Raw genomic sequence first — 23,246 nt, forward strand, 5'->3', positions numbered from 1 at the left:
GTCCGATGTCCGTACCTGCCCGCACCGCCGACAACAGCAATGCCGCGCCCGCCGCCACCCCGATGATGGCGCAATATTGGTCGCTCAAGGAGAAGGCGGGCGATTGCATGCTTTTCTATCGCATGGGCGATTTCTTCGAGCTCTTCTTTGACGATGCGAAAGCCGCGGCCTCGACACTCGACATCGCGCTTACCGCGCGCGGCGAGCATGGTGGCGAGCCCGTGCCGATGTGCGGCGTTCCCGCCCATGCCGCTGAATCCTATCTTGCGCGGCTGATCAAGGCGGGACACCGTGTCGCGATTGCGGAGCAGGTCGAAAGTCCTGCCGAAGCCAAAGCGCGCGGCGGGTCGAAAGCGCTGGTGCAGCGTGCGATTGTGCGATTCGTGACGGCAGGCACGCTGACCGAAGACGCCTTGCTCGAAGGGCGGAGCGCCAACCGGCTCGCAGCGCTTGCATATGTGGGCAGCGAAGGCGAGGTGGCGATTGCCGCCGCCGATATCTCGACCGGCCGTTTCGAGGTCGTCGCGGTGCGGCCCGAGCAGGTCGACGCCGAACTCGCGCGTCTCGCGCCCTCCGAACTGCTGGTGAGCGAGTCGGCCGACGACGTCCCCGACTGGGTTGCGCGGCAGGTGGTGCGGCGGCCTTCGTCCGATTTTTCGAGCACGGCGGCGCAGAAGCGCCTTGAACGCTTCTTCGGGGTCCAGACGCTCGACGGTTTTGGCGCATTCTCGCGCGGCGAACTGGCCGCGATGGGCGCCGTCGCTGCCTATCTCGACCATGTCGGGACCGGCCAGCCGATTTTCCTCCAGCCGCCGCTACGGCTCCAGGCTTCGGGCCGCATGGCGATCGACGCCGCGACACGCGAAAGCCTCGAGCTGGTGCGCACGATGGCGGGGGCACGCGACGGCAGCCTGCTCGGCACGATCGACCGCACCGTGACCGCAGCGGGCGCGCGGCTGCTCGCCGACGATCTGGCGAGTCCGCTGACCGACAGGGATGCGATCGTCGACCGCCTCGATCTTGTCGACGCGCTTGCGCGCGACGCATTGTGGCGGGGCGACCTTCGGGCCGCGCTTCGCGCGCTTCCCGATGCAGGTCGCGCGCTCGGACGCCTCGTCGCGGGGCGCGGCGGGCCGCGCGACCTGGCCCAGCTCCGCGATGCGCTCGGCGGCGCGCGCCTGCTGCGCGAACGCCTCGTACGCCGGCCCGATCTGCCCCCGCTGCTCGCACGGTTGCTGCCGGGGCTCGACGGCCATGGCGCGCTCGTCGACGAACTGTCGCGCGCCTTGATCGAAACGCCGCCCGTCGATGCGGCGCAGGGGGGCTATGTCGCCGAAGGCTATGATCATGCGCTCGACGCGCTGCGCGAAACCGCGCGCGACGGGCGCAAGGCGATTGCCGCGCTCGAAGCGCACTATCGCGACCGTACCGGCATTGCCTCGCTCAAGATCCGGCACAACGGCGTCCTTGGCTATCATGTCGAAGTGCCCGCGAAGCACGCCGACGCGCTGATGGCACCCGACACGGGCTTCACGCACCGCCAGACGCTGGCAGGGGTCGTGCGCTTCAACTCGTCCGACCTGCACGAGGCCGCGAGCCGCGTTACGCAGGCGGGCGTCCACGCGATCGCTGCCGAGGCCGCGCATCTCGAGGCGCTGACCGACGCGGCGACCCAGCGCCGCGAAGCGATCGCCGCGAGCTGCGACGTGCTCGCGCGCATCGACGTGGCCGCCGCGCTCGCCGACCATGCGATGAGCCACAATTGGTGCCGCCCCGATCTGGCCGACGATCCCTGTCTCGACGTGACCGGCGGCCGCCATCCAGTGGTCGAGGCGGCGCTGGCGAAATCGGGCGAGCGTTTTGTCCCGAATGATCTCTCGTTAGCCGAAGCCGACCGGCTGTGGCTCGTCACCGGCCCGAACATGGGCGGCAAATCGACTTTTCTCCGTCAGAATGCGCTGATCGTCGTGCTCGCGCAGGCGGGCAGTTTCGTTCCCGCTGCTTCGGCCCGGCTCGGGCTGGTCGACCGGCTGTTCAGCCGCGTGGGCGCCAGCGACAATCTGGCGCGCGGGCGCTCGACCTTCATGGTCGAGATGGTCGAAACGGCCGCGATCCTGGCGCAAGCGACCCCGCAAAGCTTCGTCATTCTGGACGAGGTCGGGCGCGGCACCTCGACCTATGACGGACTCGCGCTCGCCTGGTCGGTCGTCGAGGCGGTCCACGAAGTGAACAAGTGCCGCTGCCTCTTCGCCACCCATTATCACGAACTCACCCGGCTCGCCGAAACGCTGGACGCGCTGTCGCTGCACCATGTCCGCGCGCGCGAATGGCAGGGCGATCTGGTGCTGCTCCACGAGGTTGCCGAAGGCCCCGCCGATCGCAGCTATGGCCTCGCGGTGGCCCGTCTCGCGGGCGTCCCCGCAGGCGTCGTCAAGCGCGCCGAGGCCGTGCTCGCCAAGCTCGAGGCGGGGCGCGAGAAAACCGGCGGTCTTGCCGCGGGCCTCGACGACCTGCCGCTCTTTGCCGCGACGCTCGCCGCAGCGCCTGCCGCCGTGAAGGACGCCCTGCGCGAGGCGCTTGCGGGTATCGAACCCGACGCGCTGGCGCCGCGCGAAGCGCTCGACGCGCTGTACCGGCTCAAGCAAATCCTGGTCGCCGAAAAATGAGCGATCTCTTCGACAATCTCGAGAATCGCCGCGCAATCATCGACCGGCGCGCGCTGGCCGACCGGCTCGATGCGATCGCCGGCGAAATGAGCGATTCGGGCAAGCGCCGCCGTGCCATGGTCGATCTGCTGAAGGCCGCGCTCGAGGACGGCCGCGCCGAGATCGACCGCCGCTTGCTCGCACATCCCTCGTCGGGGCGGATCGCGGCAAGTGCGACCGCCTTTCTGATCGATCAGATCGTCCGCCTCAGCCATGATTTCACGGTCGATCATCTGTATCCGTCGGGCAACCGTTCGGCGGGCGAGCGGATCACTCTGATCGCGGTCGGCGGCTATGGCCGCGGCGAGATGGCGCCGTTCAGCGACATCGACATCGGCTTTCTGACCCCGTTCAAGCAGACGAGCTGGACCGAGCAGGTCATCGAGGCGCAGCTTTATACCTTGTGGGACCTCGGGCTGAAGGTCGGCCATTCGTCGCGATCGATCGACGAGATGATCCGGACCGCGAAGGACGATCTGACGATCCGCACCGCGCTGCTCGAAGCGCGCTTCATCTGGGGCGACCGGGCGCTTTATGACCAGGCGGCCGCGCGCTTCGATGCCGAGGTCGTCGCCGGAAATTCGCGCGCCTTCGTCGCCGAGAAACTCGCCGAGCGCGACGAGCGCCACAAGCGCATGGGCGATTCGCGGTATGTCGTCGAACCCAATGTGAAGGAAGGAAAGGGGGGGCTACGCGATCTCCACACGCTCTTCTGGATAGGCAAATTCATCCATCGCGTCCGCACCGTGCCCGAACTGGTCGATGCCGGTCTGCTCACCGGTCGCGAGCTGCGTCAATTTTCGCGCGCCGAAAATTTCCTCCTCGCGGTGCGCTGCCATCTCCATATTCTCTCCGGACGCGCCGAGGACCGGCTGACCTTCGATTTCCAGCGCGAGATCGCGCAGCGCATGCATTTCGCCGAACGGCCCGGAAAGAGCGCGGTCGAACGCTTCATGCAGCTCTATTTCCTGCATGCGAAAGCGGTCGGCGACGTCACGGGCACCTTCCTCGCGCATCTCGACGAGCAGATGGCGGCGCGCGGGCGGCGCTTCCTGCCGACGATCCGGCGGAGGCCCGGCAAGCTCAACGGTTTCGTTCTCGACCGCGGCCGACTCGCGCTGCCGAGCGACGATTTTTTCCGGGAGGACCCGGTGCGGCTGGTTGAGATTTTCGCGCTCGCCGACAAACATGGCCTCGAAATCCATCCGCAGGCGATGCGGCAGGCTCGCCACGATGCAAAGCTGATCGACGCGCGGGGCGTGCGGCGGATCGCAAAGGCGAACGCGCTGTTTCTTGATGTGCTGACCAGCCCGCGCGATCCCGAAACGGTGCTGCGCTGGATGAACGAGGCGGGTGTGTTTGGCCGGTTCGTGCCCGATTTCGGCCGCGTCGTCGCGCAGATGCAGTTCGATATGTACCACCATTATACGGTCGACGAACATACGATCCGCGCGATCGGGCTGCTCGCCGATATCGAGCAGAACCGCCTGAAAGACGATCATCCGCTGTCGACCGCGATCATGGGCCAGATTCATTCGCGCCGCGTCGTCTATGTCGCGGTGCTGCTCCACGACATCGCGAAGGGGCGCGGCGGTGACCATAGTGTGCTCGGTGCCGAACTCGCGCTGCGTGTCTGCCCGCGACTGGGGCTGAGCGAAGCCGAGACCGAGACGGTGTCGTGGCTCGTGCGCCATCATCTGCTGATGTCCGCGACGGCGTTCAAGCGCGACCTTGCCGATTTCAAGACGATCCTCGATTTCGCGGGGCAGGTGCAAAGCCCCGAGCGCCTTCGTTTGCTGCTCGTGCTGACGGTGGTCGATATTCGAGCCGTCGGCCCGGGCGTCTGGAACAGCTGGAAGCGCCAGCTTCTGACCGAGCTCTATGACGCCGCCGAGGAAGTGCTGCGCCTCGGCCACAAGCAGCGCGGGCGCGAACAGCGAATCGCCAACAAGAAAGAGGATGCGCAGGAGCTGCTCGGCCTCGACGACAAGGCTTTCGCCAAGCTCGCGAAGCGCCTGCCCGAAAGCTATTGGATCGCCGAGCCGGTCGAGGTGATCGCAGCGAACCTGACCCATATGCAGGAAGCGGGCGATGCGGCGCTGCACATCGCCGCGGTCCCCGATCAGGATCGCGGCGCGACGTTGGTGATGGTGCTCGCAGCCGACCATCCGGGGCTTTTCTATCGCATCGCGGGCGGCATTCACCTCGCGGGCGGCAACATCATCGATGCGCGGATCCACACGACGCGCGACGGGCTGGCGCTCGACAATTTCCTCGTCCAGGATCCGCTCGGTCGCCCCTTCGCCGAGGCGGGGCAGATCGGCCGACTGACCCGCGCGATCGAGGATGCGCTCGCCAATCGGCACAAATTGCTGCCCAAACTGGAAGCGCGCGCTTTGCCGCGGACGCGCGCCGAGGCGTTCCGCATCGCGCCCAATGTCTTTGTCGACAACAAGGCATCGAACCGTTTCACGGTGATCGAGGTCAATGCCCAGGACCGCCCCGCACTGCTCAACCAGCTCGCCTACGCCTTGTTCCAGTCGAAGGTGACGGTGCACAGCGCGCATGTCGCGACCTATGGCGAGCGCGCGGTCGACACCTTCTATGTCACCGATCTGATCGGCGACAAGATCGACAGCGCGGCGCGCGTCAAGTCGCTGGAAAAGCGCCTTCTCGAAGCGGCGACGAGCCAGAGCGAGGAAGCGGTCGCGGCCTGACCGTTCCGGGGCGGGGGGCGGCGATTCGATATCGTCATGTCGACCTTGTTTCAGCATCCATGGTCTGACCTGACATCGGGCACCGCGCCGAAGGAAACGGCAAGCCATGGATCCTGAAACAAGGTCAGGATGACGAGTAAGGGGTTGTCCGCGCCGGGCCGCGCTCTCCCTCCCGCAGGCGGGAGGGGAGAAGACCGGCCGCAACCGACCACCTCGCGCCGGCGGAAGGAAGAGCGGCAACCGAAAGCCTTGCCCCCCGCGCCGCGCAACGCCACATCTGTTCCATGCGCCTCCCCGCCCCTTTCACCGACTGGTTCGCTGCGCGCGGATGGCAGCTTCGGCGGCATCAGGCCGATATGCTGGCTGCGGGGATGCGCGGCGAGAGCGCCCTGCTCGTCGCGGCGACCGGCGCGGGCAAGACCTTGTCGGGATTTCTGCCGACGCTGGTCGATCTGGCGGAGCATCCCTCCGACCGGTTGCACACGCTCTATGTGTCGCCGCTGAAGGCGCTCGCGGCGGACGTCGAGCGCAACCTCATCGCGCCCATCGCCGACATGAACCTCGACATCAGCGTCGAAAGCCGGAGCGGCGATACGAGTTCGGACAAGAAGGCGCGCCAGCGGAGCCGCCCGCCGAACATCCTGCTGACGACGCCCGAATCGCTGTCGCTGCTGCTGTCCTATCCCGACAGTTTCACGATGTTCGCCGATCTGAAGACCGTGGTGATCGACGAAATACACGCCTTCGCGCCCGGCAAGCGCGGCGATCTGCTCAGCCTTGCGCTGGCGCGCCTGCAACAGATCGCGCCCGCGCTCCGCCGTGTCGGACTGTCGGCGACGATCGCCGATCCGGACCAATATGCCGCCTGGCTGGCGCCCGATGCCGACGCAAGCCGGGTGACGCTTGTCGAAGGCGAGCCAGGCGCCGAGCCGGATATCCGGATCTTGCTGCCAGAGGGGGCGGTGCCTTGGGCGGGACATTCGGGGCGCTATGCCGTGCATCAGGTGATGGACGTGGTGGCGAAGAACCGCACCACGATCATCTTTTGCAACACACGCGGGCTGGCCGAGCTGATCTTTCAGGAGCTGTGGAAGGTCAACGACCTGTCGCTGCCGATCGCGATCCACCACGGCAGCCTCGACCGCGAGGCGCGGCAGCGCGCCGAAGCGGCGATGGCCGAGGGGCGGCTGCGCGCGCTCGTCGCGACGTCGAGCCTCGACCTCGGGCTCGACTGGGGCGATGTCGATTGCGTGATCCAGATGGGGGCGCCGAAGGGCTCGTCGCGCCTGCTTCAGCGCATCGGGCGCGCCAACCACCGGCTCGACGAACCGAGCAAAGCGCTGATCGTGCCCGGCAATCGTTTCGAATATCTCGAGGCGCAGGCAGCGCTCGATGCCGTCGATGCGGGCGAGCGCGACGCCGACCGCTTTCGCCCCGGCGCGCTCGACGTCCTCGCGCAGCATGTGATGGCGCTCGCCTGCGCGGCGCCGTTCAAGGAAGACGCGCTGCTCGCCGAAATCCGCTCCGCGGCGCCCTATCGGTGGATCGACGCCGCGACTTTCACCCGCCTGCTCGGTTTCGTGCGCGACGGCGGCTATGCGCTCAAAGGCTATGACCGCTTCCGCCGCCTCGCGCCCGACGGGCAGGGCGGCTGGCGCATCGCGCACCCGCGGCTTGCGGCGCAGCACCGGCTGAACGCCGGGATCATCGTCGATGCGCCGACGCTCGACGTGCGCTTCAAGAACGGCCGCAGACTGGGAAGCGTCGAGGAATATTTCGCGAGCACGCTCACCCCCGGCGACACATTCGCTTTCGCGGGGCTCAGCCTCGAGGTCGAAAGCATTCGCGACACCGACCTTTATGTCCGCGCGACGACGCGTCCTGCGCGTATCCCCTCATATGTCGGCGCCCGCATGGCGCTGACGACGCGGCTTGCCGACCGGGTGCGCGGTTTCCTGGCCGATCCGGCGAGCTGGCAGCGGTTTCCCGAGGACGTCCGTTTCTGGCTGGAGATGCAACAGCTGCGCTCGGTCTTGCCGCGCCCGGGCGAACTGCTGGTCGAGACGTTCCCGCACGAGGGCCATCATTATCTGGTCTGCTATCCGTTCGAAGGGTGGAACGCGCACCAGTCGCTCGGCATGCTGATCACCAAGCGGATGGAGCGCGCGGGGCTTCAGCCGCTGGGTTTCGTTGCGTCGGACTATGCGATCGCGATCTGGTCGTTGCGGCCGGTGGCCCATCCCGGCACCTTGTTCGACGCGGCTATCCTCGAGGACGAGTTCGTCGAATGGGTCGAGAATTCGCACCTGCTCAAGCGCGCCTTTCGCGAGGTTGCGGTGATCGGCGGGCTGATCGAGCGCCAGCATCCGGGCAAGCGCAAGACCGGCAAGCAGGTGACGTTCTCGACCGACCTGATCTTTGACGTGCTGCGCAAATATGAGCCCGACCATCTGCTGCTCGAAGCCGCGTGGGCCGATGCGCGCGAGCGGCTGACCGACGTCGCGCGGCTCGGCGACCTGCTCGACCGTGCAGCGGGGACGATGGTGCATCAGACGCTCGAGAGGATCAGTCCGCTTGCCATCCCCGTTCTGGTCCTGATCGGGCGCGAAAATGTCGCGGCGTCGGACCTCGACGATGCGCTGCTCGGCGAGCTGGCAGATGCGCTGGCCGAGGCAGCGATGCATCCGGGCTAGATCCTCCCCGCGCCCCTCCGTCCGCAGCTACGCCGCGGCCACCTCGCCATGCCTGCGGCACAGCGAGCCGTGCGGGCGTAACCGGCGTTTCGCTTGCCGCGAACAGCGAGGAAGCGTAGATTGCGGCAAAATATAGTGAGGATGCCTGCGATGACCCAAGCCTTGAAGCGGTCCATCTCCCTGGCCCTGCTGCTCGCCGCCCCGTTGCTGGTCGGCGCGGCGCCCGCCCAGGCGCCCATTTCGCCTCCCGGTTCGGCCCCATCGGCCGTGCCTCCCGCCGAAACCGTCACACCGCCGGTGGTGGTGGTGCCCTTCATCCAACCGTTCGATCTCGACGCGACGCGGCGCATGTCGGTGCAGGTGATGATCGGCGGCAAGGGCCCCTATTCCTTTCTCGTCGACACCGGCGCCGAACGCACGGTGATCGCGCGCGAGCTGGCCGAACGGCTGGGACTGGTCGAGGGCGCCAAGCTGCGTCTCGCGACGATCGGCAGTTCGACCACGGTGCCGAGTTACCGCATCGCGGCGTTGCAGATGTCCGACCTGCATCTGGCCGGCGTTGATGCGCCCGCCTTTTTCGGCCGCCATATCGGTGCTGCGGGGCTGATCGGCGTCGATATGCTCGAGGAACGGCGAATCCTGATCGATTTCCGCAAGGAGAGCATGCAGATCCTGGAAACGCGACGGCGCGCGCCGTCGCTGATCAAGGATGACGATGCGATCGTCGTCACCGCGCGCAATTCGGCGGGGCGCCTGATCCTCTCCGACGCGCGCCTGGGCGGCAAGCGGATCGACGTGATCGTCGATACCGGCGCGCAAACGAGCGTCGGCAATCTGGCGATGCAAAAGCTCGTCGCCGACCGGCGCGCGAACCGCTATCCCTTCGTGGCGACCGAGCTCGGCGCGGTGACGGGCGAGACCGTGCCGGCGATGCGCACGACGATCAAACGCATCGTGATCAACGGGATGGACATCAACGACCTGAACGTCAGCTTTGCCGACAGCCAGGCGTTCCGGGCGCTGGGGCTGAACGAGCGGCCGGCCTTGCTGCTCGGAATGGACAGCCTGTCGCTGTTCGACCGCGTCGAGATCGATTTCCCTAACAAGCGCGTCGTCTTTGACCTGCCCGATGGCGCGAGCCGCGAGACCCGGCAACGGCTCGCCGCAAACTTCGCGGTCCGCGGCAGCTAGGACGCTTGCTCCAACGGGGGCGTGTTGCCATAGCCACGCGGTGACCACCGGCGCGCTCTTCGACTTTGCAGGCCAGCAATTCCGCATGCTGGCCGACCGCGCGCTGTTCTGGCCGCGGCACGGCGCGCTGATCGTTGCCGACCTCCACCTCGAAAAGGCGAGCTGGTACGCGGCGCATGGGCAGCCACTGCCTCCCTATGACAGCCATGACACGCTCGACCGGCTGGCGGCGCTGGCGGCGGCGACCGGCGCGCGCGCGATCTGGTGCCTCGGCGACAGCTTTCATGATCGCGATGCGGCGAGCCGCGTCGTTCCCGAGGTCGCGCAGCGGCTGCGCGGCCAGGCAGCGGCGGCCAGGCTCGTGTGGATCGCGGGCAATCATGACGGGCTTACCGGCGGCGCCTGGGGCGGCGAGGTCGCCGACGAGCTGATCGTCGACGGGATCATCTTCCGCCACCAGAGCCAGCGCGGCGAAGCGCGGCCCGAGGTTTCGGGTCATTTCCACCCGAAGCTGCGGCTGACCTTGCGCGGGCGTCCCGTTTCGCGCCCCTGTTTTGCGGGCGACGCGCAGCGCCTGATCCTGCCCGCTTTCGGCAGCCTGACGGGCGGCCTTGCGGCCGAAGATGCTGTGATCGGTGCAAATTTTGCCGGCCCCTATGCCGCGATGCTCGTCGCGCGCGGCCGCCTGTTGTCGATCCCTTGTGGCGGCGCGCGCGCCCATGACGCTACGGCAAGCCGGATCGTCGCCGCAGGCTGACCCCGCAGCGCCGGACATGGTGCCGATTGGGCCTGTGACCAAAAAGCATCACCCGTTGAAAAACGACGTAAAAGTGCGGCTGCGGCTGGATTGGCCTAGCAATTTCGATATGTTCCGCGGGCAACGAAAAAAATGAAATGTTGAGAGGAGTGCCCCTAATGAAATCATCGTCCCTTCTTGCTGCGCGTCTCCTGCGTACCAGCGCGCTAGGCGTATCGATCGCCGTCGCGGCGGTTTCGGTTCCGGCCTTCGCGCAGGACGCGGCCGACACCGCCACAGCCGACGCGATCGACAGCAGCGAAATCGTCGTCACCGCGCAGGGTCGTTCGCAGCGACTCGCCGATGTTCCGGTCGCGATCTCGGCGGTCAGCGCCGAAACGCTGCAGAACAGCGGCGCGAACGACATTCGCCAGCTGAACCAGGTCGCCCCGTCGCTGCTCGTCTCGTCGACCGGCTCGGAAGCCAATGGCTCGGCGCGTATCCGCGGCATCGGCACCGTCGGCGACAACCCCGGCCTCGAAAGCTCGGTCCCGGTGTTCATCGACGGCGTCTATCGTTCGCGTTCGGGCATCGGCCTCAACGAACTGGGCGAACTCGACCGCATCGAAGTGCAGCGCGGCCCGCAGGGCACGCTTGGCGGCCGCAACTCGTCGGCGGGCCTGATCAGCATCTATTCGAAAAAGCCCGACTTCAATTTCGGCGCCAATGGCGAGATCACTTACGGCAATTATGACTTTTGGCGCCTTGCGGGCAGCGTGACCGGCCCGATCGGCGAAACGCTGGCTGCGCGCCTTGACGCCGTCTGGGTGAAGCGCGACGGCTTCCTCACCGACACCAACAACAATCGCGACGTCAACAACCGCGACCGTTATTTCCTCCGCGGCCAGTTGCTGTTTGAGCCGACCGACGCGCTGTCGATCCGCCTGATCGCCGACTATACGTCGCGCGACGAGGAATGCTGCGGTGCGACCTATGTGAGCGCGTCGGTTAACCCCTATATCGGCAACCTCAACAACCCCAGCACCGTCGGCGTCGCGCCGACCACCACGTCGAACAATATCATCAACGTGCTGCGTGATCTTGGCCAGCCGATTGGTGCCTTCAACCAGGGCTATAGCCGCAACATCTCGGTGACGCCGGGCCGCAGCTTCGCCGGCGAGACCAAGGATTACGGTTTCTCGGGCCAGATCGACTATGATCTGGGCGGCGCAAAGCTGACCTCGATCACTGCGTACCGCGAATATCGGTCGGGTCAGGCAGGCGACGTCGACTATAATGCGGTCGACATCCTGTATCGCGCACCGAGCGACGACGCCTATCGCCAGTTCCACACCTTCACCCAGGAACTGCGCCTGCAGGGCGAAGCGTTCGACGGCAAGCTCGACTGGCTGGTCGGCGGCTTCTACGCCAACGAGAAGCTGCGCGTTCGCGACAACCTCCGCTTCGGTAGCCAATATGGCCGCTTTGCGACCTGCCGCATCATCTCGGGCGGCGGCCTCGCCGGTCTCTATTCACCGAACGAGGCGGGCTGCGTCGCCGGCGGCATCACGAACCTGGCCGGGATTGGCCGCAACACCATTGCGGGCGCGAGCGGACCGATTTCGGGCGCCGACATCGTAGCGGGCTTCACTGCGCTCAACGGGCTCAACGATCGCGGCAGCATCAACGACGTCTATCGTCAGAACGGTGAAAACTGGGCGCTGTTCACGCACAATATCTTCCACATCACCGACAAACTCGATTTCACCTTCGGTCTGCGATACACCAACGACAAGAAGGATTTCTCGGCGACCTTCACCAACGACAACACGGTCTGTACCACGGTACAGGGTCTGGTTCTCGACGATGCTGCCAATCCTGCAACGACCGCCACCGCACGCGCTCTTGCCGGCGCCCTCATCGGCCTGGCTTGCCAGGGCAATTCGACGGCCGAACTCAACAATGTCTCGATCAACGACAAGCGGAGCGAGGACGAGTTCACCGGCACGGCGATCCTGTCGTACAAGCCGATCGACGACCTGATGGTCTATGCGAGCTATTCGCGTGGCTACAAGGCGGGCGGGTTCAACCTCGACCGTTCGGCGCTGAAGTCGCCGATCCTGCCGTTCGCGGCGACCGCGGGCGGCGCGCAGGGACTGGTCCGCAACCTCCAGTTCGACCCCGAAACGGTGAACAGCTATGAACTGGGTGCCAAATATGCGACCGGACCGTTCGGCCTTGGCCTGACTTTCTTCCGCTCGGATTTCAGCAGCTTCCAGCTGAATACGTTCAACGGCACGGTCTTCCTGGTTCAGAATGTCAACGGCTGTTCGAGCGACCTCAACGGCGGCGATCGCGACCAGAGCAAGTTCCTTGGCGCGCCGAACTATAACGCCGCCGCGGGGACGACGGGCGCCTGTCCGACCGACGACGTCAGCTATGGCGTCCGCTCGGAAGGCTTCGAACTCGAAGCCTCGCTGGTTCCGGCGCGCAGCTTCCGCATGACGGCGGGCCTGACCTACGCAAAGACGAAATATCGCGGCCAGCTGGTCGGCAATGATTCGGGCGCACCGCTCGATCAGGCGCTTCGCCTGTTGCCGGGCAACAATCTGTCGAACGCGCCCGAACTGGTCGCGACCGGCAGCGTCGCCTGGACGCCCGATATCGGCAGCGGCGGCCTGTCGGGCCTCGTCTATATCGATGGTCGCATGACCAGCGATTACAACACCGGTTCGGATCTGTTCCCGCAGAAGGAACAGAACGGCTATGCGATCTTCAATGCGCGCATCGGTCTTCGCGGCCCCGACGAGAAATGGGGCATCGAGTTCTGGGGGCAGAATATCTTCAACAAGCAATATGCCCAGGTCGCGTTCAACTCGCCGTTCCAGGAAGGCGGCACCTCGACCGGCACCGCTTTCGCCGACCCGCAATATCCGGGCGGCCGCCAGATCTTTTCGCAGTTCCTGGCCGAACCGCGGACTTATGGCGTGACGCTGCGCGGCAAATTCTGATCGCGTAGACAAGCTTCGGAAACCGCCCGCTCGCTTCGGTGAGCGGGCGGTTTCTTTTTGGGTTTTGCGCGGCGGCGACGAAGACGCGAAGAAGTTGCGTCTGCTGCGAAGCGGCCTTTCACTCTGACATCGGAATAGACGCGAGGTTGATCGAGTAGGGGCCTATCGGCCGATCGCTATCGTCTTCGCGTCGTCGCGTCGTCGCGTCTTCGCGTGAAAATTCTAGCGCGCTCTGGCCGCCTGATGCGCGATGTCGGTCATCAGTTTGCGGAACAATACCGCCCCGGCCGTCCCCGACGATTTGAGCGCCCGCTCGCAATCGAGCAACCGCGTCATCAGCCGTGCGACGCGTACCGAATCCCAGATGTGGAGCTGCGCGGTCACCGCGTCGCGTTCCTTCCAGAACACGCCGCTGCTTTTGGCGGCGACGACGGTTGCGGGGTGCGCGCCGGCATCGACCTCGGCGCGCAGCCGCGCGAGTTGCATCGCGCGGATGCCGAGCGCGCGGATGATGCGGATCTCGGCGACCCCGACCGCCGCTGCCTGCGACAGCATTTCGGGAAGGTCGCGCACTTTGCCGCCGAGCGCCACATTGATGCACTCGCTGACATCTTCCTCGTGCGTCGCGGCGCCCAGCGCGGCGATATCGGCGGCGGTCACCTGTCGCTGCCGGTCTGGCGCGGCGTCGAGATAGAGCGCGATCTTTTCGATCTCGCGGCGCATCAGCGCCTGGTCGCCCGAGACAAGATCGACGAGCAATTGCGCCTCTGCATTGCCGAAGCGGAGCCCCTGTTCCTGCGCTGCGCTCATCGCGATGCCGACCAGCGCGCGGCGGTCGGGTTGATAGCAGATGGCGGCAACCGCATGGTCCGAGCCTTCGACCAGCTTGACGAGCTTCGACTTGGCGGTGATCGACGCGCCGCTGGCGACGACCGGATTGATCACCGTGTCGGCGGCCAGCAAGGCTTCAACCGCGGCAAGACTGTCATCGCCGCTGCCCGAAATTTCGAGCCGGATCACGCGCGCGGACGAGAAAAGCGACATCGACGCGGCTTCGGCAGCCAGCAACGACGGGTCCTGCGACAGCTGCGTGCCGGTCAGGTCGAGCCGTTCGGCGTCCTTTCCCGCAAGCCCGATCAAATGGCCTGCGACGGCTTCCATCGTCGCTTCGTCGGGTCCGGTAAGGAGAGTGAAACGAACCGCGGGGTCGAGGCGCGTCTGGCGTTCGAGGTCGGCAGGCTTGACGCTTTTCATTGCCCGCCGGGCGCCGCCGGTGCGTCGGCGGTGCGCCCACCGCCGCGATCGGCGAACACGGCGAGGCGCGTGACGATCTGGTCGGCGACGGCCGAGGCGAGCCGTTCGAGCGCCGAGGATTCGGCCGCGATCGTCGCATATTCACTGCCGACGACGTCGATCCCCGCATCGGAAAAAGCCGTCGCGTCGAGAAGCACTTCACCCGACGCGGCATCGACGAGCTGGTAGCGCGCGCGCAACGTCCGCCGTTCGCGCGTCACCGCATCGTCGGCGCGAACGCCGAAGCCGGTGATCGAATCCTCGAGCCGGACATCGAGCCGCAGCCGCTTGCCCGCGCCCTGTCCGCCCTGCGTCGCCTGGAGCCGGTCGCGGAGTGCATTGCGAACCAGAAAACCCGAATGCCCCTCGATCGGTGCGACATCGACATCGGCCAAAACCTGCGCCACCGCGCCCTTGCTGCCGTTCGCGTAGAGCGGGCGGAGACCGCAGCCGCTGACGAGCAGCGAGGCGGCGACGAGGCTGGCGGTGAAGAGGGTGCGCATCAGGGAACGATATTCACCAAACGGTCGGGGACCACAATCACCTTCTTCGGTGCGGCACCGCCCAGCAGCTCGACAATGCGCGGACGCGCAAGCGCCGCGGCTTCGACCGCTTGCTTGTCGAGGCCCTTGGCGAGCGTCATCGTATCGCGCAGCCTGCCCGCCATCTGGATCGCGATCGTCACCTCGTCATCGACGAGCAGCGCCGGATCGGCGGCGGGCCATGCGGCATCGGCGACCATCGTCGTGGTGCGCTGGCTGGCGGGAAGCGCGGCCCAGCCTTCTTCGGCAAGGTGGGGCATCATCGGCGCGACGAGCAGGATCAGCGTGCGGCACGCTTCGGCACGGGTGGCCGAAGGCGCCGCCTTCTCGATCTCGTTCGCGAGCGCGTGGATCTTGGCGACCGCCTTGTTGAAGCCCAGGGCTTCGACATCGGTCGCGACGCCGGCGATCGTCTGATGCAGCTTGCGCGCGAGCGCCTTGTCTTCGCTGCCGTTGCCGACATTCTCGGTATCGCCGAAGAGGCGCCACAGGCGCTGGACGAAGCGCCATGCGCCCTCGATCCCAGCCTCGCTCCACGGCAGGTCGCGCTCGGGCGGGCTGTCGGACAGCATGAACCAGCGCACCGCGTCGGCGCCATATTGGTCGAGGATCGCGTCGGGATCGACGACATTCTTCTTCGACTTCGACATCTTGATCACGCGGCCGACATCGACCGGCGCGCCGTCGCTTTCGAGCGTCGCGCCGTCGGCGGTTCGCACGATCTCGTCGGGCGTGAAGAAGAGCGGCGCATGGCCTTCACCCTGCGCGCGGCTGTAGGTTTCGTGCGTGACCATGCCCTGCGTGAACAGGCTGGCGAACGGCTCGGCGATGTCGATCATCCGCATATGCTTCAGCGCCCGCGTCCAGAAACGGGCATAGAGCAAGTGCAGGATCGCATGCTCGATCCCGCCGATATACTGGTCGACGGGCAACCAGCGGCGGATGACGTCGGGATCGAAGGGCCTGTCCGACGGCGCGCTGGCGAAGCGCAGAAAATACCAGGACGAATCGACAAAGGTGTCGAGCGTGTCGGTCTCGCGCAGCGCCGCGCCGCCACAGGTCGGGCAGGCGACATGCTTCCACGTCGGGTGGCGGTCGAGCGGGTTGCCGGGGACCGAGAAATCGACATCCTCGGGCAGCACGACGGGGAGCTGGCTCTTGGGAACCGGCACCGTGCCGCACGCGTCGCAGTGGATGAACGGGATCGGGGTGCCCCAATAGCGCTGGCGCGAGACGCCCCAGTCGCGAAGGCGCCATACGGTGGTGCCCTTGCCCCAGCCTTCATGCTCGGCGCGCGCGATCACCGCGGCCTTCGCCTCGTCGATCGACAGGCCGTCGAGGAAGTGGCTGTTCACCAGCTTGCCGTGGCCGGTATAGGCCTCTTTGCCGGCGAAATGCTGCGCAGTCTCGTCGCCATCGGCGATGACGCGGTGGACCTGAAGCCCGTATTTATGCGCGAAGTCGAGGTCGCGCTGGTCGTGCGCAGGGCAGCCGAAGATCGCGCCGGTGCCATAGTCGATCAGCACATAATTCACGACCCAGACGGGCAGGTGCCAATCGGGATCGAGCGGATGCTCGACCGCAAGGCCGGTGTCGAAACCCAGCTTCTCGGCAGTGTCGATCTGCTCGGCCGCCGTACCCTGACGGCGGCATTCGGCGATGAACGCGGTCAGCTCGGGCGAATCCTTGGCGAGCTTTTCGGCCAGCGGATGGTCGGGCGAAATCGCTGCGAAGCTGGCGCCGAACAAGGTGTCGGGACGCGTCGTGAAGACGTCGAAACCGGTCGCGCCGCCCGCGAGCTTGAACGAGAATTCCAGCCCCTGCGACTTGCCGATCCAGTTTTCCTGCATCAGCCGCACCTTGTCGGGCCAGCTGTCGAGGCTGCCCAGACCATCGAGCAGTTCGTCGGCGAAGTCGGTGATCTTGAGGAACCACTGCGACAATTTCTTCTTTTCGACGAGCGCGCCCGAGCGCCAGCCGCGACCGTCGATCACCTGTTCGTTTGCGAGCACGGTCATGTCGACCGGATCCCAGTTCACATAGCTGTGCTTGCGCGTGACGAGCCCCGCGGCGAACAGGTCGAGAAACAGCGCCTGTTCCTGGCCATAATAGTCGGGTTCGCACGTCGCGAGCTCGCGGCTCCAGTCGATCGCAAGGCCCAGGCGCTTCAGCTGCCCGCGCATCGAGGCGATATTGTCGCGCGTCCAGCCGCCGGGGTGGACGCCCTTTTCCATCGCGGCATTTTCGGCGGGCATGCCGAACGCGTCCCAACCCATCGGATGCAGGACATCGTGGCCGGTCATCCGCTTGAACCGCGCGAGCACGTCGCCCATCGCATAGTTGCGGACATGACCCATGTGGATGCGCCCCGACGGATAGGGGAACATCTCGAGGATATAGGCCTTGGGCTTGTCGGCCCCGTCCGCATTCCGGGAGTCGGTCGTGGCAAAGCTGTTCGCGGCGTCCCAGGCGGCCTGCCAGCGGGCATCGGCGGCCAAGGCGCCAAAGCGCGTTTCGCGGGTCATTCTTAGCTTACCCCGTTCGTGTGTGTGGGCGGGCGCGACACGCGCCCCGCCGGATTAGCCCTCGATCGCCGAGCGACGGAGGTCGCGAGCGCGGGTGAGGATGATTTCCTCGAGCTTTTGGACCGTTGCCGCCTGCACCGGCGCATCGACCCAGCTGCCGCCCTGCGCGACCTGGCGCGACGCGGCGACGCGAAGCGCATCGGCGCGAAGATCGCGGTCCAGAATCGATACGGTGACCTTCATCCGCTCGCCGGGGTTCGCCGGATTGGCGTACCAGTCGGTGATGATGACACCGCCCGAGCTGTCGGCCTGAAGCAGCGGCATGAACGACAGCGCATCGAGCGAGGCACGCCACAGATAGCTGTTCACGCCGATCGTCGTCACCTGCGACGCCGCAAGGTCGGCTTTCGGCTTGTCCTTGCCGGCGCAGGCCGACAGGCCGAGCCCGGCGACGCCGAGCAGTGCCAGCGTGGCCGACCGCGAGGCAAGGAAGGAAAGCTTGGACATGCCGGAACACCTTATGAATTGAGCGCCGCGAAAGACGGCACAGGCTGGATTTGCCAGCGTCTCTATCGCCCTTGCCGCCGTCCGGCAAGCGCGGCAATTCGCTCCTCGGCGCCGTTCATCGCCGAGTCAGCTTGCGGCCCCACTGTGGTGTTCGCGCAACAACTTCGACGAAAAGCCGGGAGGGCGCGATAATAAGGTCGGGATTCACTGGAATTATCCCCGTCGGAGTCCTATCTCTCGATTCGATTGGGGTTTGGAGTCGCAAGGTTATGCCGCGGATACCGCGACATCTTTGGAAAGCAGGGCTGTTCGCCGCCGCGGCGATTACGGTTGCGCTGCCGCCTGCGCTCGCTGCGATGACGCGCGGCAACAGCGTCAGCGAGACTCCGCTGTCCGAAACGCTGCTCGGCCAGTTCACCCCGGCTTCGGGCGATGCGCGTCTGATCGCGCGCTACAAGAATATTCCGGTCGAAGCGCGCGGCAATTTTGCCTTCACGCCCGCCGCGATCGATGCAAGCCGCAAGAATCGGGCGATCACCGTCGTGATCCGTGCGCGTGACGAAGCCTCGAGCGCTGCACGCACCGCCGGCCTGGCCGTCGGCCGCAGCAACGCGCCGATCGCGATCGCGCCGGTCGCTTATGATCTCGGCGCGTCGCTCGGTTTTCAGAAATTCGTAACGCCGACGCTGCCGCGCGGTGTCGATATCCGCAACCTGCCCGTCGCCAAGGCGCCCGAAGTGGCCGAGAAGAAGTCGCGCTTCGCGACGCGCGTCATGAACCGCCCGAGCGATCCCGCCGGCGCGACCGACCGCATCACGGCGCCCGGCGACGACCAGAATGTCGACGTCGTCAGCAGCTATCGCCTGACCAAGAATATCGATGTCACGGCTGGCGTGCGGTATCGCACCGACGACCGCGTCCAGCCGCTGACCGATACGCGCCGTGACAGCCAGGCGGTCTATGTCGGAACCGCGTTCCGCTTCTAACCCGCGGCGACGCTCGACCCGCCAAATCTCAACGCAGCTTCGCACGGCGCTTTGCCGCCTTTTCTTCCCACGCATCGATCGCGGCCCAGCCGGGATTGGGTCCGCCTGCGCGGCGAAGATGGCGCCCCCGCGCCTGCGTCATCCCGCCGAGCGCCATCGGCGCGGCGGCCGCGAGGCGCGCGAGGCGAAGCCAGGCCGCCCGCCCGAGCGCAGGTGCGCCGGGATGCGACCGCGTCGGATAGAGCGGCGAGATGAAAACGCCCTGGGCGCCGGCGCGGCGCGCTGCGCGCGCTTCGCGGGGATCATGGACCGGCATGGTCACCGCGAGGCCGAGCTGATGCGCTTGCGCCGCCTGCGCCGCGGCGCGCTGACGCAGATGCACGCCGTCGGCGCCCCAGCGCCTGGCGAGCGCGGGCGACCCGGCGAGCAGCAGGAGCAGCCGCCGCGCGCGCGCGGTTCGGGCAAGGCGGCGCAGCAGCCGCCAGCGCGCACCCGGTTTCAGCGTGCCGTGGCGCAGCACGATACCGCTGCCGGGCGGCACGATCGCCGCCAGCTCGGCCATGCCCGCGGCGATCCGCTCGTCGCTGAACAGCCAGATGCGCGGCAGTTTTCGGGGCAGGGGGTGGCGTCGGACCATCGCCCTTTCTATAGGCGCGTCGCGGGCGCGCGCAACGCGCGCCCTTGAAGGAAAAGCATATGGTGGACCCGGCAGGCCGGCTGGCAGAGGTGAAGGCGACGATCGCAGGCGCAGCGAAGCGCGCGCAGCGGGATCCGGCCGATATCCGTCTGATCGCCGTGTCGAAAACCCGTGATGCCGACGCGATCCGGCCGCTGATTGCGGCCGGCCAGCGCGATTTCGGCGAGAATCGCGTGCAGGAAGCCGCGGCCAAATGGCCCGCGCTGCGCGCCGAGGCCGACGGCATCATGCTCCACCTGATCGGCCAGCTGCAATCGAACAAGGCCGAGGAGGCGGTCGCACTGTTCGATGCGATCCATTCGCTCGATCGCGCGTCGCTGGTACAGGCGCTCGCGAAAGCCTGCGAGAAGGCGGGAAAACAGCCGCAATTGTTCGTGCAGGTCAATGTCGGCGACGAAGAGCAAAAGGGCGGCTGCGCGGTGGCCGACCTGCCCGCACTGCTCGCCGCAGCGGCCGAGGCGGGGCTGACGATCGCCGGCCTGATGGCGATCCCGCCCGCCGAGGTCGAGCCCGCTCCCTATTTCGCCTTGCTCGACGAGCTCGCCGAGCGCCACGGGCTGGCCGGACGGTCGATGGGAATGAGCGGCGACTATGAGACCGCGGTGACGCTTGGCGCGACGCATGTCCGCGTCGGGACGGCGCTGTTCGGGGTGCGCGAATAGGCGGCCTGCGACCAGGAGTTGCCGTTGATCCTCCCTGTCGCGCAGCGATGGGGAGGTGGCAGCGCGCAGCGCTGACGGAGGGGCCATGACACCGCCGTCGCAAGGCCCCTCCACCATCCGCTTCGCGGACGGTCCCCCTCCCCATGGCTGCGCCACAGGGAGGAACCCCTCATTCCTCGTCATCCTGAACTTGTTTCAGGATCCGTGGGGCGACGCACCCTTCAGCACTGCGCCAAATTCAAGCGCACGCCATGGATGCTGAAACAAGTTCAGCATGACGAGCTTTGAACATCCGCTCCCCACCCCCAACCAGCCATCCGCCGAGGCAAAAAAACGCTGTCCTACATTATTCGGCTGTGCCAGCCTTTACCTCGGCTCTTTGAACATGGGGAAAAAGCGATCGCTACCGGTTACGGATAGCGGCAGAAGCCAGGCGCGGCCTGTCCGCGAAACGCGACCAACCGCGCGCTGCACAGGGCTGAACTTTCCTGAACTTTGGAATGACGAGGCGGCCGCTGCGGCAGCCGGGCTCTGGATAACCGAAGGCGGCGCTGGCCGCTCTCGACCCCAAAGCCGACGCCGTTGCCCTATTGATACTCCACCGTCACCGGAATCCGCCCGCGATAATCGCCGTCGCCGAGCGCGGCGACCTGTAGCCGGCCGCCGAAGCGAAATTGCAGGCGACCATCGGCGCCGAGCCGCGGCGCGGCCGACAGATCGGTGGACAGGCCGACAACGCGCGCGGTGCGGCCGTCGCCGCTTTCAAGGTCGACCGTCGGCGGCAGGAAGACGCGCACTTCGGCGCCGGGTTCGCCGCTGACGGTGACGACGCCCGTGAGCGCAAAGCCGCCGAGGTCGACGACGCCGCCGCGCAGGCGACGCACGCCGGTCAGCGGGTCGATTTCGACCTCGCCCCCTGTCGCGCCCACCGCGATGCGGCCCATGTCGAGCTGCGTTTCGACCTCGACGCGGAGCGGGGTTTCGGCCTTGCGGCTCGCCGTGGCGGGGCTGGCGCCCTCCTTGCCGCAGAGCATGCACTGCGCCGACGCCATCGACGGAGCAGTCAGACATAATAGAAGGCCAAGGATCGGGCGCAGTTTCACACCTGACCTGATAGGCGCTCATGGTTAATCCGGGGTAAAGTCGGCGGGGCGCTTATCCGCTGGCGGTACCCCCCTTTTAGGTCTAACCAGCGCGCAATGAGCAGCTCCCCGCTCCCCCGGCTCAATGCCCTCGCCACCGCCGTCCCGGATCATGATATCCACCAGGCTTTCATCGACTGGGCGATCCCGCGCCTGACCGACGAGCGCATTCGTGCGCTGTTTGCACGGATGGCTTCGCGCTCGGGAATCGGGCACCGCTGGTCGGTGCTGCCACCGACCGAAGGCGGCGGATCGCCCGTCGCGCCGGGCGGCTTCTATGACGTTCCCGGCCTGCCCCCGACCTCGACGCGCATGACCGCCTATGCCGCGCATGCACCCGACCTGGCGATGCAGGCGATCGCGAAGCTCGGCGATGCGTTCGATGCGGCGCGCGTGACGCATATCGTCGTCGCGAGCTGCACCGGCTTCGTCGCGCCGGGGATCGACCAGATCCTTGCGCGGCGGCTCGGACTGGCGCCGACGGTCGAACGCGTCCTGATCGGCTTCATGGGCTGCTACGCCGGGGTCACCGCGCTGCGCACCGCGCGGCATATCGTACGGTCCGAGCCCGATGCCGTTGTGCTCGTCGTCAGCGTCGAGCTGTCGACGCTCCACCTCCAGCTCGAGGACAAGCCCGAGCCTTTGCTCGCGATGCTCCAGTTCAGCGACGGTGCCGCTGCGGGGATTGTCTCGGCCGTGCCCGGCGGGCTGGAGCTGGGCGAAGGGATCAGCCTCGCGCTCGAGGACAGCGCCGACCTGATCCGCTGGGACATTGGCGACACCGGCTTTGCGATGCATCTGTCGGGCGAAGTCCCCGCGCGGCTGCGCGACGCGCTCGCTGCACCCGTGATCCGCGAACAGCTGTTCGGAACGGGCAAGCCGCCCGAACTGCTCGCGGTCCATGCCGGCGGCCGTTCGGTGCTCGACGCCGTCGAACATGCGCTTGCCGTGCCGCCCGAAGCACTGGCCGACAGCCGGTCGGTGCTCGCGCGCTTCGGCAATATGTCGTCGGCGACGATCTTGTTCGTGCTCGCCGAAATGATGGAGCGCGGCGCGGCGGGGCAGGGGATTGCGATCGCCTTTGGCCCCGGCCTGGCCGCCGAGGCGATCCGGTTCCGGGCATGAACCCCTTCGCCAGCCTCGCCGAGCCGATCGCGCGCGAGGAGGAAATGGACGCCGCCGAATTGCCGCCGGCACGCTATGCCAAGGTTCTCGCCGACCTGTCGCGCGTCAACGCGCTGACGCTCGCGCGGCGGCCGACGGTCGGGTTTCTCGATCGTGTCAAAGCACGCGGCGTCGGGGCGAAGCCGTGGCGCATTCTCGACGTCGGCTTCGGCGCGGGCGATATGCTGGCGCGAATTGTGCGATGGGGCGATGCGCAGGGAGTCGCGGTCGATCTGGTCGGGGTCGACCTCAATCCGAAGAGCGAGCCCGTTGCCGACGCTCAGCTTCAAGGACGCGCGCGGCTGGTCACCGGCGACTATCGCGATCTGGCGGGGCAGGGGTGGGACATCATCCTCTCGAGCCTGGTCACCCATCATATGACCGCCGCCCAGCGCACCGAGTTCCTGCGTTTCATGGACCGCGAATGCGCGCGCGGCTGGCTGGTCAACGACCTCCACCGCCAGCGGCTGCCTTTTGCGGGCTTCCCGCTGCTCGCGACGCTCGCCTTCGCCGATCCGATCGTGCGTCGCGACGGGCAGCTTTCGGTCGGGCGCAGCTTTCGCCGCGCCGAATGGCAGGCGATGCTGGGCGAAGCGCTGCCCGAAACGGCCAGCGAGTGCCGCATCTTTCGCAGCTTTCCCTATCGGCTCTGTGTCGAGCGCATCCGGTGATCGG

Annotated in this window: 16 protein-coding genes; 10 read left to right on the forward strand and 6 right to left on the reverse strand. The window is 66.8% G+C overall.

Going from position 1 to position 23,246, the window contains the following annotated elements; translation table 11 throughout:
- Positions 1-5: 5 nt before the first annotated feature.
- The 6 genes from mutS to ACO055_RS13680 all read left to right on the forward strand — a co-directional run bounded on the left by mutS (position 6) and on the right by ACO055_RS13680 (position 13,053).
- Positions 6-2,666, forward strand: coding sequence for a DNA mismatch repair protein MutS (mutS, locus tag ACO055_RS13655; protein ID WP_422059427.1), 2,661 nt, complete (start codon positions 6-8; stop codon positions 2,664-2,666).
- Entirely contained in the window at positions 2,663-5,422 is a 2,760-nt protein-coding gene (locus ACO055_RS13660; RefSeq protein ID WP_422059428.1) for a [protein-PII] uridylyltransferase, read from the forward strand. The genes mutS and ACO055_RS13660 overlap by 4 nt, the downstream gene beginning before the upstream one ends.
- Before the next feature lie 284 nt (positions 5,423-5,706).
- Positions 5,707-8,115 (forward strand): ligase-associated DNA damage response DEXH box helicase, encoded by a 2,409-nt coding sequence (locus ACO055_RS13665; RefSeq protein WP_422059429.1) that lies wholly within the window; start codon positions 5,707-5,709, stop codon positions 8,113-8,115.
- A 150-nt stretch (positions 8,116-8,265) separates the two neighbouring features.
- The gene (locus ACO055_RS13670; RefSeq protein ID WP_422059430.1) at positions 8,266-9,306 is read left to right on the forward strand and encodes an aspartyl protease family protein; all 1,041 of its coding nucleotides are present in this window, start codon (positions 8,266-8,268) and stop codon (positions 9,304-9,306) included.
- Between the two features lie 85 nt (positions 9,307-9,391).
- A complete protein-coding gene (gene pdeM, locus ACO055_RS13675) occupies positions 9,392-10,063 on the forward strand; it encodes a ligase-associated DNA damage response endonuclease PdeM (RefSeq protein ID WP_422062470.1) in 672 nt (223 codons plus the stop codon).
- A 158-nt stretch (positions 10,064-10,221) separates the two neighbouring features.
- Positions 10,222-13,053: a TonB-dependent receptor gene (locus tag ACO055_RS13680; protein WP_422059431.1), complete on the forward strand. Its 2,832-nt coding sequence runs from the start codon at positions 10,222-10,224 to the stop codon at positions 13,051-13,053.
- 222 nt (positions 13,054-13,275) lie between these two features.
- Here the strand turns inward: ACO055_RS13680 and holA are convergent, their stop codons facing one another.
- The 4 genes from holA to ACO055_RS13700 are packed head-to-tail and all read right to left on the reverse strand — an operon-like array spanning position 13,276 to position 17,920.
- Positions 13,276-14,307, reverse strand: a complete 1,032-nt coding sequence (holA, locus tag ACO055_RS13685) for a DNA polymerase III subunit delta (protein WP_422059432.1) — start codon at positions 14,305-14,307, stop codon at positions 13,276-13,278.
- Positions 14,304-14,849, reverse strand: a complete 546-nt coding sequence (gene lptE / locus ACO055_RS13690) for an LPS assembly lipoprotein LptE (RefSeq protein WP_422059433.1) — start codon at positions 14,847-14,849, stop codon at positions 14,304-14,306. Before lptE ends, holA begins: the two co-directional genes overlap by 4 nt.
- A complete protein-coding gene (gene leuS, locus ACO055_RS13695; protein ID WP_422059434.1) occupies positions 14,849-17,413 on the reverse strand; it encodes a leucine--tRNA ligase in 2,565 nt (854 codons plus the stop codon). Before leuS ends, lptE begins: the two co-directional genes overlap by 1 nt.
- 54 nt (positions 17,414-17,467) lie before the next feature.
- Positions 17,468-17,920, reverse strand: a complete 453-nt coding sequence (locus tag ACO055_RS13700) for a DUF3576 domain-containing protein (RefSeq protein ID WP_422059435.1) — start codon at positions 17,918-17,920, stop codon at positions 17,468-17,470.
- Between the two features lie 269 nt (positions 17,921-18,189).
- Between ACO055_RS13700 and ACO055_RS13705 the strand changes: the two genes are divergently transcribed.
- Positions 18,190-18,906: a hypothetical protein gene (locus tag ACO055_RS13705; RefSeq protein ID WP_422059436.1), complete on the forward strand. Its 717-nt coding sequence runs from the start codon at positions 18,190-18,192 to the stop codon at positions 18,904-18,906.
- 28 nt (positions 18,907-18,934) lie between these two features.
- On the opposite strand, the gene ACO055_RS13710 is transcribed toward ACO055_RS13705, so the two are convergent.
- The gene (locus ACO055_RS13710) at positions 18,935-19,543 is read right to left on the reverse strand and encodes a thiamine phosphate synthase (protein ID WP_422059437.1); all 609 of its coding nucleotides are present in this window, start codon (positions 19,541-19,543) and stop codon (positions 18,935-18,937) included.
- A gap of 59 nt (positions 19,544-19,602) precedes the next feature.
- Here ACO055_RS13710 and ACO055_RS13715 point away from each other — a divergent pair, with 59 nt between their 5' ends.
- On the forward strand, positions 19,603-20,265 hold the full coding sequence (locus tag ACO055_RS13715; protein ID WP_422059438.1) for a YggS family pyridoxal phosphate-dependent enzyme: 663 nt from the start codon (positions 19,603-19,605) through the stop codon (positions 20,263-20,265).
- A 587-nt stretch (positions 20,266-20,852) separates the two neighbouring features.
- Here ACO055_RS13715 and ACO055_RS13720 read toward each other — a convergent pair.
- Positions 20,853-21,368 carry a DUF4402 domain-containing protein gene (locus ACO055_RS13720; RefSeq protein ID WP_422059439.1) on the reverse strand — a complete coding sequence of 172 codons (516 nt, stop codon included), beginning with the start codon at positions 21,366-21,368 and terminating at the stop codon, positions 20,853-20,855.
- 96 nt (positions 21,369-21,464) lie between these two features.
- Here ACO055_RS13720 and ACO055_RS13725 point away from each other — a divergent pair, with 96 nt between their 5' ends.
- Positions 21,465-22,532, forward strand: coding sequence for a type III polyketide synthase (locus tag ACO055_RS13725; RefSeq protein WP_422059440.1), 1,068 nt, complete (start codon positions 21,465-21,467; stop codon positions 22,530-22,532).
- On the forward strand, positions 22,529-23,242 hold the full coding sequence (locus ACO055_RS13730; protein ID WP_422059441.1) for a methyltransferase domain-containing protein: 714 nt from the start codon (positions 22,529-22,531) through the stop codon (positions 23,240-23,242). The genes ACO055_RS13725 and ACO055_RS13730 overlap by 4 nt, the downstream gene beginning before the upstream one ends.
- Positions 23,243-23,246 lie beyond the last annotated feature (4 nt).

It is taken from the genome of Sphingopyxis sp. (assembly GCF_965227415.1).
In the GTDB taxonomy this organism is placed as follows: Bacteria; Pseudomonadota; Alphaproteobacteria; order Sphingomonadales; family Sphingomonadaceae; genus Sphingopyxis.

Coding starts and splice junctions, on each gene's coding strand:
- holA (WP_422059432.1), bottom strand. CDS start 14,307: ATGAAAAGCGTCAAGCCTGCCGACCTCGAACGCCAGACGCGCCTCGAC.
- ACO055_RS13705 (WP_422059436.1), top strand. CDS start 18,190: ATGCCGCGGATACCGCGACATCTTTGGAAAGCAGGGCTGTTCGCCGCC.
- ACO055_RS13660 (WP_422059428.1), top strand. CDS start 2,663: ATGAGCGATCTCTTCGACAATCTCGAGAATCGCCGCGCAATCATCGAC.
- ACO055_RS13700 (WP_422059435.1), bottom strand. CDS start 17,920: ATGTCCAAGCTTTCCTTCCTTGCCTCGCGGTCGGCCACGCTGGCACTG.
- ACO055_RS13715 (WP_422059438.1), top strand. CDS start 19,603: ATGGTGGACCCGGCAGGCCGGCTGGCAGAGGTGAAGGCGACGATCGCA.
- mutS (WP_422059427.1), top strand. CDS start 6: ATGTCCGTACCTGCCCGCACCGCCGACAACAGCAATGCCGCGCCCGCC.
- ACO055_RS13680 (WP_422059431.1), top strand. CDS start 10,222: ATGAAATCATCGTCCCTTCTTGCTGCGCGTCTCCTGCGTACCAGCGCG.
- lptE (WP_422059433.1), bottom strand. CDS start 14,849: ATGCGCACCCTCTTCACCGCCAGCCTCGTCGCCGCCTCGCTGCTCGTC.
- ACO055_RS13725 (WP_422059440.1), top strand. CDS start 21,465: ATGAGCAGCTCCCCGCTCCCCCGGCTCAATGCCCTCGCCACCGCCGTC.
- ACO055_RS13665 (WP_422059429.1), top strand. CDS start 5,707: ATGCGCCTCCCCGCCCCTTTCACCGACTGGTTCGCTGCGCGCGGATGG.
- leuS (WP_422059434.1), bottom strand. CDS start 17,413: ATGACCCGCGAAACGCGCTTTGGCGCCTTGGCCGCCGATGCCCGCTGG.
- ACO055_RS13730 (WP_422059441.1), top strand. CDS start 22,529: ATGAACCCCTTCGCCAGCCTCGCCGAGCCGATCGCGCGCGAGGAGGAA.
- ACO055_RS13710 (WP_422059437.1), bottom strand. CDS start 19,543: ATGGTCCGACGCCACCCCCTGCCCCGAAAACTGCCGCGCATCTGGCTG.
- ACO055_RS13670 (WP_422059430.1), top strand. CDS start 8,266: ATGACCCAAGCCTTGAAGCGGTCCATCTCCCTGGCCCTGCTGCTCGCC.
- pdeM (WP_422062470.1), top strand. CDS start 9,392: ATGCTGGCCGACCGCGCGCTGTTCTGGCCGCGGCACGGCGCGCTGATC.